General features: G+C 37.3%; 12 protein-coding genes. 11 read left to right on the plus strand and 1 reads right to left on the minus strand.

Annotated features, from left to right (window positions below; translation table 11 throughout):
- The first annotated feature begins 70 nt into the window (after positions 1 to 70).
- Positions 71 to 1,840, plus strand: a complete 1,770-nt coding sequence (locus tag IGI67_RS01195) for an FAD/NAD(P)-binding protein (protein WP_429956487.1) — start codon at positions 71 to 73, stop codon at positions 1,838 to 1,840.
- 26 nt (positions 1,841 to 1,866) lie between these two features.
- Here IGI67_RS01195 and IGI67_RS01200 read toward each other — a convergent pair whose 3' ends face one another.
- The gene (locus IGI67_RS01200) at positions 1,867 to 2,034 is read right to left on the minus strand and encodes a DUF3042 family protein (RefSeq protein WP_429956488.1); all 168 of its coding nucleotides are present in this window, start codon (positions 2,032 to 2,034) and stop codon (positions 1,867 to 1,869) included.
- A gap of 323 nt (positions 2,035 to 2,357) precedes the next feature.
- On the opposite strand from IGI67_RS01200, the gene IGI67_RS01205 reads away from it, so the two are divergent.
- From IGI67_RS01205 to argF, 10 genes are all read left to right on the plus strand, one after another.
- A complete protein-coding gene (locus tag IGI67_RS01205; protein WP_429956489.1) occupies positions 2,358 to 3,545 on the plus strand; it encodes an IS110 family transposase in 1,188 nt (395 codons plus the stop codon).
- Positions 3,546 to 3,852: 307 nt separating this feature from the next.
- On the plus strand, positions 3,853 to 4,842 hold the full coding sequence (gene galE, locus IGI67_RS01210) for a UDP-glucose 4-epimerase GalE (RefSeq protein WP_429956490.1): 990 nt from the start codon (positions 3,853 to 3,855) through the stop codon (positions 4,840 to 4,842).
- A gap of 11 nt (positions 4,843 to 4,853) precedes the next feature.
- Positions 4,854 to 6,335 (plus strand): UDP-glucose--hexose-1-phosphate uridylyltransferase, encoded by a 1,482-nt coding sequence (gene galT, locus IGI67_RS01215; protein ID WP_429956491.1) that lies wholly within the window; start codon positions 4,854 to 4,856, stop codon positions 6,333 to 6,335.
- Between the two features lie 12 nt (positions 6,336 to 6,347).
- Positions 6,348 to 7,331 carry a LacI family DNA-binding transcriptional regulator gene (locus tag IGI67_RS01220; RefSeq protein ID WP_429956492.1) on the plus strand — a complete coding sequence of 328 codons (984 nt, stop codon included), beginning with the start codon at positions 6,348 to 6,350 and terminating at the stop codon, positions 7,329 to 7,331.
- Positions 7,332 to 7,464: 133 nt separating this feature from the next.
- Positions 7,465 to 8,172, plus strand: coding sequence for a tRNA (adenosine(37)-N6)-threonylcarbamoyltransferase complex dimerization subunit type 1 TsaB (gene tsaB, locus IGI67_RS01225; protein WP_429956493.1), 708 nt, complete (start codon positions 7,465 to 7,467; stop codon positions 8,170 to 8,172).
- The gene (gene rimI / locus IGI67_RS01230; RefSeq protein WP_429956494.1) at positions 8,156 to 8,704 is read left to right on the plus strand and encodes a ribosomal protein S18-alanine N-acetyltransferase; all 549 of its coding nucleotides are present in this window, start codon (positions 8,156 to 8,158) and stop codon (positions 8,702 to 8,704) included. Before tsaB ends, rimI (IGI67_RS01230) begins: the two co-directional genes overlap by 17 nt.
- Position 8,705: 1 nt before the next feature.
- A complete protein-coding gene (rimI, locus tag IGI67_RS01235; protein WP_429956495.1) occupies positions 8,706 to 9,131 on the plus strand; it encodes a ribosomal protein S18-alanine N-acetyltransferase in 426 nt (141 codons plus the stop codon).
- Positions 9,124 to 10,146, plus strand: a complete 1,023-nt coding sequence (gene tsaD / locus IGI67_RS01240) for a tRNA (adenosine(37)-N6)-threonylcarbamoyltransferase complex transferase subunit TsaD (RefSeq protein ID WP_429956496.1) — start codon at positions 9,124 to 9,126, stop codon at positions 10,144 to 10,146. The genes rimI (IGI67_RS01235) and tsaD overlap by 8 nt, the downstream gene beginning before the upstream one ends.
- A 34-nt stretch (positions 10,147 to 10,180) precedes the next feature.
- On the plus strand, positions 10,181 to 10,624 hold the full coding sequence (locus IGI67_RS01245) for a DUF3788 family protein (RefSeq protein ID WP_207109858.1): 444 nt from the start codon (positions 10,181 to 10,183) through the stop codon (positions 10,622 to 10,624).
- A 286-nt stretch (positions 10,625 to 10,910) separates the two neighbouring features.
- Positions 10,911 to 11,924, plus strand: a complete 1,014-nt coding sequence (argF, locus tag IGI67_RS01250; protein ID WP_429956497.1) for an ornithine carbamoyltransferase — start codon at positions 10,911 to 10,913, stop codon at positions 11,922 to 11,924.
- Positions 11,925 to 12,238: the final 314 nt, after the last annotated feature.

A 12,238-nucleotide genomic window follows, 5' to 3' on the forward strand; every position in this document is an offset into this window, starting at 1 on the left:
TTGATTGCTTATTCCCTAATTATTCTCTACTCTTAAAGAGACGAAATTATCAAAAAAATGAGGAATGTGTATGAAAAAAATTGCAATTATTGGAGCAGGACCATACGGACTGATTGTCCTAGATAGGTTAATTAAGCAATCTTCATTAAGTGAGAAAATTGAAATATTGCTTTTTGACCCAGATGGACCAGGTGGAAATATCTGGCGTAAAGATCAAAGCAATCAAGTTATTATGAATACCGTTATGCAGCATGTAACACTTTTTTCCAAAGATGAAGGGCCGAATCTTGCCGAATGGAATCAGACGGTGGCGCCTAACTATTTGTCTTCATTAAATCATGGAGAATTTTTTTCTGAGGAGACCAAATTAGGAAAAAATGATTATTGTCAGCGCCGTTATTATGGCATTTACCAATGCTGGTTTTTTGATGAGCTGATGAAAAATCTGCCAGCGAATGTTACTGTCGATTTGATAGAAGAGCAGGTTATTGATCTAACTGTAACGGAAAAAGAGATTTTAATTAAAACTACCAAGAATTTTCAAGTAGATGATGTAATTTTAGCGACGGGTCATTCTGCAAACTATCTGAATGAAACTGAAAATAAACAGCAAAAATATGCCGAAGAACATAATCTTTTTTATCAAGGACCAGGAAACCCTTCTGATACTCGACTGGATCAATTAATTGAGGGGGAGACTGTAATACTTCGCGGTTTAGGACTAAGTTTCTTTGATTATATTGCACTTTTTGTTGCTAAATGGGGTGGGAAATTCATCGAAGAGGATAATTGTTTAGTATATGCCCCCTCTGGAAAAGAGCAGCTCTTAGTTGTTGGTTCAGGAAGAGGATTACCTTATCATGCTCGTCCGAATAATCAAAAAAAGCCCGGAGAAGATGCTCAGCCGCAAATTTTAACGGAAACGTTTATGGAGCATTTTAGAGGAACTGCAGATAATTTATTTGATTTATTAAAAAAGGAAGCTGAACTAGTATATTATCAAAAAAAGCTGGCGAATACAGAGATTGATTTAAGTGGTTTTTTAGAAGAGTATCGAAAAGGTGAACGAGAGGTCGTCCTGTCTAAATATCAAATCTCTGACGAATTACGTTTAGATTGGACAGAACTTTTTGATCCGGCAAAAGAAATATTGCCCAAAGATTTTCCGGATTTCATTCAAAGCTATTTGAAAAAGGACATTGTTGAAGCTGAACGGGGAAATGTCACGGGGCCGATTGCTTCAGCGATTGATACCTATAAGGAGTTGCAGGAACCGTTTAATTTTATGTTAGATAATGAGAAATTTACGACTAAAGAATACTTTGAGGATTTCTTTGGCTCCTTTAATCGCAATTATAGTTTTTTGACGATCGGTGCTCCTGTCGTTAGGCAAAAACAATTGTTGGCTTTAATTGAAGCAGGAGTCATTAAATTTTTAGCACCAGAAATGGACATCAAAAGAGTTAATGGAGAATTTTTGGCCTATAGTAAAAGGAATTCGCGTCATTCTTTTAGGGCGAAAAATTTGATCGAAGCTCGTTTGCCTGCTACTAGCTTGAAACGTACGAAAAATCCTTTAGTGATCCAAATGCGTAAAAAAGGCTATTTATCTTCACACAGCTTGACTGTTGATGGCAGCGAACATTTTACAGGAGCCATTCGAGTCGCTCGTAAGACACATCAAGTGATAGATCAAACTGGTGTTGTGCTCCAACATATTTATTGCTATGGAATACCGCTTGAGGGTCTGGATTGGCTGAATGCCGCTTCGCCAAGACCAAAAAGCAATGATCGTGTCTTTTATTTAGCCAATCAAATCGTTAATACAATTTATCGATAAAAAAGAAAGCCCTTTGGCTTTCTTTTTTATCGTGCGATTCTTTTTCTGCGAGCTTTTTTACGATTTTCATCGATTTTTGATTCTTTTTCATCAATTGGGTCAATTACTTTCTTTTTCACACCCATCACCACACCAGCAACTACTACAGCTGCAGTTAAAGTACCTGTAACGAATCCTGAGGCAAATTTACGCATCGTTTCATCACTCCTTGTATATTAGAGTTAGGGTTTTAACCTTCCGGTTTTGATTGGATAACCCTATGAACCATCGTTATTTAAATTTGGTATTAACTCATTCATTTTGAGATAATATATTTATTGGATTGAGAGGCTATGCCGTTTACTCCTTGAGTTTTTGAAGCTCGTAATCGAAAGACTGGCACCTCTCTCTGATAAGTGGATCACGTATGAGTTAGATGTTGAAAGTTTTTGCTTTACTCCGTATCTCGTACAAGGTAGTGACGCTTTTCAGTTGAGTGGATTTCAATCCAAAATATTTTTTTAGAAAGGTCAAATGCATGTACTTCTTAGGAATTGATATCGGCAAGCGAACCCACGTAGCTTCTTTAATGAGTAAAGAAGGTAAGGTAATATTAAAAGGTTTTTCTTTCCCTAACACTACTGAAGGAGCTGACTCACTGATTGAGCGGATTTCAAAATATTCAGAGACTCCGGCTGACTTTGTTGTCGGAATGGAGGCTACAGGGCATTATTGGCTCTCTATCTTTTCATACCTCCACGAATCAGACTTTTTGATTCACGTTGTGAATCCTCTTCAAACCGATGGCTGGCGCAAAGGAACAGAAATCAGAAAACGAAAAAATGATATTATTGATTCTGTTTTGATTGCAGACTTAATGCGTTATGGTTCCTTTGTAGAAACAGTATTGTCTGATGAAAATGTTTTTTCGTTAAAACAACTTTCACGTTACCGAACCTATTTAGTAGGTACCGTAAGCGACTTCAAACGAAAAATCATAACTATACTAGATCAAGTGTTTCCTGAATATACATCAATTTTTACCAAACAAAGTATTTTCGGAAAAGCGTCTAAAGAGTTATTGCTTGAGTTTAGTTCTCCTGTAGAGCTAGAAGAAATTTCGGCAGAAACGTTGGCTCAATATTTAGCTGAGTTAAGCAGAAACCGAATAAAGCCAGAGAAAGCAGATCAATTGAAGCAAGCAGCTTCTAACTCCTTTGGAGTAAAATTTGCTCAAGAAGCTTTTACATTTCAATTACGCTCCATGATTGAACAATTGAAATTCATCGAAAGCCAAGTAAAGGAGACTGAAAAAGAAATTAAGCGCATAATGAGCGATTTAGACTCCGTTATTCTCACAATCCCTGGAATCGGTCCCATAAATGGCGCGACTATTCTTGGTGAAATTGGAGACATTCACAAATTTTCTAATCCGAAAAAACTGGTTGCTTATGCTGGCATAGACGCTTCTGTGTCCCAATCGGGGCAATATGAAGCAACACATAATGTTATGAGCAAGCGTGGATCTCCTTACTTACGAAAAGCCCTGTTTTCAGCTGCTCTGGTTGCTTCTCAATGTGATCCTGTTTTTCGCGCGTTTTATCAGAAAAAAATTTCTGAAGGTAAGCATCATCTGACGGCCTTAGGTGCTGTTTCTCGTAAGCTTTGTTATGTAATCCATGCTATTTTGACTAAAAATGAACCTTATAAGATTGTTTCCGATTAGCTATTGAACAATCAAAAAAAATCTAATAGTGGAAGGTCTATTTGTTGCACTCATTTTTAGACTTAATTGTTATAAAATATTTTTTTTATTTAGCTATTTTTCACTTGACTCTATATAGTTAGTCTTTCTGAGCAACATAAAATTTATGTTTGCTTTACGAGCTGTATACCTTTTTTATTGTTTCCTTCATTATGAAGCAAAAACGCAAAAATGAAAAGTTTAATGAATGGAAATGGGCTTGCTTTTATTTAGTAAACAAATTATAATTTGTTTACTAAATAAAATAGATATGACAGGAGTAGATTAAATGGCAATTTTAGTTCTAGGGGGAGCAGGCTACATTGGTTCTCATACGGTCGATAAATTGATTTCACAGAATTATGATGTAGTCGTAGTCGATAATTTATTAACAGGGCATCGTAAAGCAATTCATCCTGATGCAAGATTTTATGAAGGGGATTGTCGAGATAAGGCTTTTATGATAGAGGTTTTTAAAAAGGAAACAATTGAAGGTGTCGTGCATTTTGCAGCCAGCTCATTAGTAGGAGAATCAGTAGAAAAACCACTAAAATATTTCAATAATAATGTAACAGGTATGGAGAGTTTACTAGAAGTCATGGAAGAGTTTGATGTGAAGAATATTGTTTTTTCTTCAACAGCCGCGACTTATGGTGAACCGGGTGTTTCCCCTATTACAGAAGAAGTTGCTACAAATCCGACAAATCCATATGGTGAGAGCAAATTAATGATGGAAAAAATGATGAAGTGGTGTGACAATGCCTATGGTATGCGCTATGTAGCTTTACGCTATTTTAATGTTGCGGGTGCAAAGAAAGATGCAAGTATTGGAGAAGACCATGATCCAGAAACCCATTTAATACCTATCATTTTGCAAGTTGCTTTGGGACAAAGAGATCATTTGACTATTTTTGGTGACGATTATGATACACCTGACGGTACATGTATTCGTGACTATGTCCAAGTAGAAGATTTAGCAGCTGCTCACATTCTTGCTTTAGAATATTTAAAGGCAGGAAATCCAAGTAACTTCTTTAATCTCGGTTCAAATAGCGGTTACTCAGTGAAAGAGATGCTAGATGCTGCCAAAGAAGTAACCGGTAAAGAGATTGCTGCAGAAGTTGGACCGCGGCGTGCGGGTGACCCAAGCCGTTTAGTTGCTTCAAGCAAAAAAGTTGAAGAAGCATTGGGATGGAAACCTGAGTATACGGATATTAAAGCAATCATTGAGACAGCGTGGAATTGGCATGTTAGTCATCCACATGGATATGAAGACTAGGGGGAAATAGCGTGTCAATCAGTCAAACGATAAGGGATTTTATCACATTATCCATTCAGTCAGGAGGTTGGATGGAAATGGATCGCTTATACTTAGAAAATCGAGTCATTGCCATGGTTGGAGAGGATTCTTTAGCTAAAGCTGAAGTTCGCGAAGTTACTGAGAGTGCAGTAGATTTAGTAGAACAGCTTTTGATAAAAGCGGAAAATAATAAAGTAATCACTGATTTGCAAGCGGAAAAAGATATTTTAGAAGCGCAGCTGATGGATTTAATGACGCCGCCCCCGTCAGTAGTCAATGCCTATTTTGCTCAGTACTATTCTAAAGATCCAGAACAAGCAACAGACTACTTCTTTCATTTGAGCAGAGCCAACGATTACATTAGAACACGAGAAATTGCCCGCAACATTATCTTCCCCGCTGAAACTGAATATGGAGATTTAGAGATCACGATCAACTTATCTAAACCTGAAAAAGATCCTAAACAAATCGCGGCAGAACGCCAAGCGGTGAAAGTGGATTATCCTAAATGTATGCTGTGTATGGAGAATGAAGGCTATAAAGGGCGATTGAACTATCCAGCACGGACAAATCATCGAATTATTCGAATGAACCTTGATGGAGAAAGCTGGGGATTTCAGTATTCTCCATATGCATACTATGACGAACATTGTATTATTTTATCGGAAGAGCATCGCCCGATGAAAATCACAAGAGCAACGTTCCAACGATTATTGAAAATTATTGAAGTTTTGCCGCATTATTTTGTCGGATCAAATGCAGACTTGCCGATTGTTGGAGGTTCTATCCTTTCTCATGATCATTATCAAGGAGGGCGCCACGTTTTCCCAATGGCTGTAGCAGAGATGGAACGAACTTTCGAGTTAAAAGACTATCCTACTATTCAAGCAGGTATAGTGAAATGGCCGATGTCAGTGATTCGATTGCAAGGAAAGAGCCAAAAGGATTTAGTTAAAGCCTCAAATATGATTTTTGAAAAATGGCAATCATATTCAGACGTAAAGTTACAAATCGTTGCTCGATCTGAAGATGGAACGCCGCATCATACGATTACACCAATTGCTCGTCGAAAGAATGATCTTTTTGAAATGGATCTTGTTTTACGTGACAATAATGTTTCTGAAGAGTTTCCTGATGGTATCTTCCATCCACATCCTGATGTGCAGCATATCAAGAAAGAGAATATCGGCTTGATCGAGGTGATGGGTCTGGCTGTTTTACCTCCACGCTTGAAAAGCGAACTAAAAGAGGTCGAAAGGTATTTATTAGATGAAGAAAATACTATTGCGGATTATCATATGAAATGGGCAAATCAATTGAAGAATGATAATCAAATTACGAGTGAAAATGTGACACAAATTGTTCAAAAAGCAGTGGGATCTGTTTTTGCGCGTGTATTGGAAGATGCCGGAGTTTTCAAGCGAAATGCGAAGGGTCAGTCAGGTTTCATGCGCTTTATTGAGTCTTTGTAGAAAGGGGCAGCGATGGCAACTATTCGAGATATTGCAAAAATGGCAGGAGTTTCACCTGCTACGGTTTCACGTGTGTTGAATTATGATCAAGAATTATCCGTCGCCCAGGAAACAAAGCAACGTATTTTTGAAGTGGCGGAGGAGTTGAACTATACAAAGCACAAACGTGCCAATAAAATCGGCAGAGCGGTGATTCGTCTGGTTCAATGGTATGATGAAGCAGAAGAATTAGCTGATTTATACTATTTATCAATACGTTTAGGAATCGAAAAAAAAGCTGAAGAGTTTAACATCCAGATTCGTCGTGAATCATTAACCGAGTTGTCGGATACTCAAGTTAGTGGAACGATTGCTCTAGGAAAGTTTGATGCAGAACAAATTCGTCAATTGAAACATATTGATGAAAATTTACTTTTGGTTGACTTCGATGGAATGAATATGGGACTAAATTCATTAGTGGTTGATTTTGATCAAAGTCTGGATCTAGTAATTGACCATTTTATTAGGCAGGGACATCAAAAAATCGGAATTCTTTCAGGTGAAGAAAAAACAAAACACAATTTGCAGCCTATTGAGGATCCCCGACTTATTGCTTTTAAGCTTAAGATGAAACAAATCAATCTATATCGACCAGAGCTTACCATGACGGCACCCTTTTCTATGGAAGCAGGTAAAAAAGTAATGGCAGATTTTTTAACCAATGCCCACGAGCTTCCAAATGCCTTATTCGCGTCAAGCGACGCATTAGCTGTAGGTGCAATGCAAGCGATTCAAGCTGCCGGTCTACGAATTCCAGAAGATATCTCAGTGGTGGGATTTAACGATGTCAGTGTGGCAAAGTATGTGTCACCGGCGTTATCAACGATAAAAGTTGAAACTGAGTGGATGGGCGAATTAGCAATCCTAACAATTTTGGAATTGGCTAAAGAATTTTCGCCAGTTCCAAGAAAAATCATGCTGGGAACGAAACTAATTCAGCGGGAGTCATCCAAATAAATTGGAGCAGCCTATTTTGCTGCTCTTTTTTGCTACCAATTAATGAAATCAGAAATTGTTAAACAGTTAGTAGGAAAGCAAATATGGTTTGTGTTAAAATATTGCTATCTTAAATGCGAGGAAATGAACTTTTATGAAATTATTAGCGATAGATACATCCAATCAAACGTTAGCTGTAGCTGTTTTAGAGGACGAGAAAGTGTTGGCTCACTTTCAATTAAATCGAAAAATGAATCATAGCTTAACACTAATGCCAGCAATCGAATCTGTGATGGAAGCCAGTGGGCTGAAGTCAACTGATTTGGATCGAATCGTCGTAGCAAAAGGGCCAGGATCATATACGGGTATCCGAATTGCTGTAACAACTGCGAAAACACTGGCTGAGACATTAAAAATCGAGTTAACTGCGGTTTCTAGCTTAGCTGTAATTGCCGGAAATATCCGTACAAGTAAATTAATTGTTCCGTTGATGGATGCACGTAGGAATAATGTATATGCAGGAGTCTATCGCTGGGAAAACCAACAGTTAGTAACTGAATTAGCAGATCAACACATTTCATTAACTAATTTATTAGATCAGATTAAAGAACCCGCTTGGTTTATCGGAGACGCAAGCAAATTCAAAGAACAGATTGAATCAACTCAATTAACTGCATTGATTTCAGAAGCAGACGAACTAAACTTGCCAAACGGGATAGTCTTAGGAAAATTAGGATTTCTCGCGGAACCGATTGAGAATGTTCATGCTGTAGTGCCAGAATATTTAAAACGTGTAGAGGCTGAAGAGAAGTGGCTGGAAACACATCAACTAGAGGACGAAAATTATGTTGAAAAAATTTAGCGGTCTAGTAAAAACGATATTGTATGGGAAACAGTATCCCTTTAGTGCAAAGTATGTAAGTTTAAGTGATGAAGAATATTTATTAAGAAAAATCATTGACCAAGACATTAAAGAGTTGATTACACTAGAACGCGATGTTTACTTTGGTGAAACTCCTTGGACGAAAAGTGCTTTTCTATCAGAAATACATTCCCCTATCCCCCATTTATATATTTGTATTGTAACCAAGAAAGAGGAAATTGCGGGTTTTATTGGTAGTCGTTTGATTGGAAATGATACGCACATCACTAATATCGCGGTGGGAACGAATTTTCAAAATCGAGGTATTGGCAAGCTATTGATTGACGAAGTAGAAAAATTCGCTATAATGAACGATTGTGAAACTCTGTCATTAGAAGTACGACTTAGTAATACGGATGCTCAACGTTTATATCGAAGACTGGGTTTCTCAGCTCGGAATATTCGCAAAAATTATTATACTGAGAATAATGAAGATGCTTTAGACATGATCAAACGTTTGGAAGTGGGATAAGTTGGAAAATTTGGCAAGGAAATTTTGGGAGATCAGTCAAGCCGCTTATACTGATGGCGCTTCTTGGACTGCTGATCAATTTGCTAGTGATATGAGACAATCTCATAGTCATTATTTTACCGAAACATCGGAAGTTGTTGCTTTCTTAGGATTCCATCAAGTTTGTGATGAGATAGAAATCACTAATATTGCAACAAAAGATAAAGGTCATGGTTATGGAAAAAAATTAATGAAGCGCCTAATCAAGCATGCTGAATCGCAGAAAATAGTGAGTATTTTTTTAGAAGTACGTGCTTCGAATCAAGAGGCGCGTCTTTTTTATGAAAAGTTTGGTTTTCAAGTAATCGGAACAAGAAAAAATTATTATCAGCACCCTCAAGAGGATGCTATAATGATGTCTTTGAAAGTAGGTAACGCAAATGAATGAAACAGAACTTATTTTGGCAATCGAAAGCAGTTGTGACGAGACGAGTGTCGCAGTAGTTGAAAATGGAGAGAAGATTTTGTCTAATATAGTTGCGTCGCAAATCAAAAGTCATAAACGTTTTGGGGGAGTTGTTCCTGAAGTTGCGAGTCGGCACCATGTTGAACAGATCACGATTTGTATTGAAGAAGCGTTAGCTGAAGCGAATGTGACTGCCGAAGACCTTCAAGCAGTTGCGGTAACTTATGGACCTGGACTAGTCGGAGCACTATTAATTGGCTTGAGTGCCGCTAAGGCTTTTGCTTGGGCAAATGGGTTGCCACTATTGCCAATCAATCATATGGCTGGGCATATTTATGCAGCACGTTTGGTTGCTCCCTTGGAATTTCCCTTGATGGCTTTGTTAGTTAGCGGCGGACACACAGAGTTAGTCTATATGACAGAAGATGGTTCCTATGAAATTATTGGTGAGACCAGAGATGATGCTGCTGGTGAGGCTTACGATAAAGTTGGACGTGTTTTAGGATTAAGCTATCCTAGTGGAAAAGAAATCGATGAATTGGCGCACCAAGGTAAGGATATTTATAATTTCCCAAGAGCAATGATTAAAGAGGATAATTTTGATTTTAGTTTTAGTGGTTTAAAGAGTGCCTTTATTAATCTAACGCATAATGCTGAGCGACGAGGAGAAGAATTAGATAAAAAAGATCTAGCCGCAAGTTTTCAGGCAAGTGTCGTTGAGGTATTAGTTACAAAAACGATCAAAGCCTGTGAAGCTTATCCAGTAAAACAATTGGTTATAGCTGGTGGGGTAGCAGCCAATCGAGGGTTACGCGAAGGAATGTCTGCTACAATGAATGTTAAATTGCCAAAAGTAAAACTGATTGTTCCACCGTTACGGTTGTGCGGGGATAATGCAGCAATGATTGGAGCGGCTGCCCATGTTGAACTACAGAAACACCATTTTGCGGATATGAGTTTAAACGCTAAACCAAGTTTAGCTTTTCAACACATTTAACCTCTTGCTATAATGAGCAAAAGGATGTGATGAGATGGAGAAAAAATGGCAAAAAGCCTTTTCGCTTGAAGAAAGACCTACATTAGAAGACATGAAAGAATTTGCTGAGGCTACTTATTTCAAAAAAATATTGGACTATTTAACTGAAGAGTATCAGCCCAAACTTTCAGTTGAATACTCAAAAGAAAAAGGATCGTTTGGCGGTTGGCATTTAAAGACTAAAAAGTATGGAGGCAATATCGGTACGATTTATCTTTGCGATGGCTATGTGAGAATGATGGTCGTTGTATCAGAACTTTTTGAAGAAGAGCTATCAGAAAATATTTTTTCAATGTCTGAAGAAGTACAAAAAACATTTAAGGAAAGTAAGCCTGTGATGGGTGGATACTGGTTTGTTGTAGACGTCATCTCTGAGAAAACTTTGGAAGATCTCAAATATCTAGTTACTTTGCGTGTTCGAAAATTAAAGAAAACATAGTTGTTTAAAGGTCTGAGACATTAACTTGTCTGGACCTTTTTTATAGGTAATTGGGGAATGGAAGGAGCTTTTTCAGAAATTACTCGAAATTTATCAAAATTCAAGGTGCAATTATCGTAAATATTTCCTTAGAAAAATAGGTTAGTGACTTCCTTAAAAATTGAGGAAGTTTTTTTGATTAAAATTGTAATTGTAGTTGAAACTTTTTCTTTATTCAGTTATTATGAATAAAAATGAATTAATTGGACAAAAAAAGAATTAATATTCATTTGATGGAGGGATTACAATGACTAGTATTTTTCAAGGGAAAAGCTTTTTAAAAGAGAATGATTTCAAAAAAGAAGAATTACTTTATCTAATTGATTTTGCAGCACATTTAAAAGATCTGAAGCAACAGAATATTTCGCATAAATATTTAGCGGGAAAAAATATCGCATTACTATTTGAAAAAACCTCTACTCGTACACGTGCAGCTTTTACGACGGCTGCAATTGATTTAGGAGCCCATCCTGAGTATTTAGGTAAAAATGATATTCAATTAGGTAAAAAGGAATCTGTAGAAGATACGGCCAAGGTTCTCGGAAGTATGTTTGATGGGATTGAGTATCGTGGCTTTTCTCAAAAAACTGTTGAAGCTTTAGCCGAGTATTCAGGGGTACCAGTATGGAATGGGTTAACTGATGAATGGCACCCGACACAAATGCTAGCAGACTTTTTGACGATCAAAGAACATTTTGGAAAATTAGAAGGCTTAACATTAGCATATGTTGGTGATGGCAGAAACAATGTAGCTAATTCTCTTTTAATTACCAGTGCGATTTTAGGTATAAACATTTCAATCGTGACACCGGAAAAACTATTTCCAGAAAACGATTTGATAGTGATGGCTGAAGAATATGCAAAAGCATCAAAAGGAAACGTTTTAATTACAGATGATATCGATCAAGGGGTAGCTCAGGCGGATATTATTTATACTGACGTATGGGTATCAATGGGAGAAGAGGAGACTTTCAAAGAACGCATTGAACTGTTATTACCCTATCAGGTCAATCAAGAGTTAATGATGAAAACGCAAAAAAATGAAACAATTTTTTTGCATTGTTTACCAGCTTTTCATGATCTTGAAACAGAAGTAGCGAAAGAGACTAAGAAAAAATATGGATTGAAAGAAATGGAAGTCACTGATGAAGTCTTCCGAGGTAAAAATGCTTTGCAATTCCAACAAGCTGAAAACCGGATGCATACAATCAAAGCCGTGATGGCCGTAACTTTAGGAAATTTATTCATTCCGAAAGCATAAAATACTTTACTTGACTAGTCAGATGGAGATTTTTCTGTTAATATGAATCCCAGATAATTATTCATCGATGAAAAAGAGAAGTCTATGGTCTGTTTCTCAGCGAGTTCGGGTAGGTGAGAGCCGAATAAACAAAAATAGAGGGCGCACTTTCGAGATGAATCGGCAGCTACCGTTATAGCCTAAGTTGGTCGTTTACGACAATAAGAGTGGTACCGCGGGAATTCTCGTCTCTGATGTATTTTGTACATCAGAGACTTTTTTTTGTGAATTTTGCCATTCGCCTTAGCTGTATAAGTAGAAACGTATGCGAAGTG

This window comes from Enterococcus sp. AZ196, from assembly GCF_050498845.1.
Taxonomy (GTDB): Bacteria; Bacillota; Bacilli; order Lactobacillales; family Enterococcaceae; genus Enterococcus_A; species Enterococcus_A murrayae.

What these genes read in the sequence shown, in the direction of transcription:
- IGI67_RS01195 (WP_429956487.1), top strand. Translation starts at nt 71, where the DNA reads ATGAAAAAAATTGCAATTATTGGAGCAGGACCATACGGACTGATTGTC.
- IGI67_RS01200 (WP_429956488.1), bottom strand. Translation starts at nt 2,034, where the DNA reads ATGCGTAAATTTGCCTCAGGATTCGTTACAGGTACTTTAACTGCAGCT.
- IGI67_RS01205 (WP_429956489.1), top strand. Translation starts at nt 2,358, where the DNA reads ATGTACTTCTTAGGAATTGATATCGGCAAGCGAACCCACGTAGCTTCT.
- galE (WP_429956490.1), top strand. Translation starts at nt 3,853, where the DNA reads ATGGCAATTTTAGTTCTAGGGGGAGCAGGCTACATTGGTTCTCATACG.
- IGI67_RS01220 (WP_429956492.1), top strand. Translation starts at nt 6,348, where the DNA reads ATGGCAACTATTCGAGATATTGCAAAAATGGCAGGAGTTTCACCTGCT.
- tsaB (WP_429956493.1), top strand. Translation starts at nt 7,465, where the DNA reads ATGAAATTATTAGCGATAGATACATCCAATCAAACGTTAGCTGTAGCT.
- rimI (WP_429956494.1), top strand. Translation starts at nt 8,156, where the DNA reads ATGTTGAAAAAATTTAGCGGTCTAGTAAAAACGATATTGTATGGGAAA.
- tsaD (WP_429956496.1), top strand. Translation starts at nt 9,124, where the DNA reads ATGAATGAAACAGAACTTATTTTGGCAATCGAAAGCAGTTGTGACGAG.
- IGI67_RS01245 (WP_207109858.1), top strand. Translation starts at nt 10,181, where the DNA reads ATGGAGAAAAAATGGCAAAAAGCCTTTTCGCTTGAAGAAAGACCTACA.
- argF (WP_429956497.1), top strand. Translation starts at nt 10,911, where the DNA reads ATGACTAGTATTTTTCAAGGGAAAAGCTTTTTAAAAGAGAATGATTTC.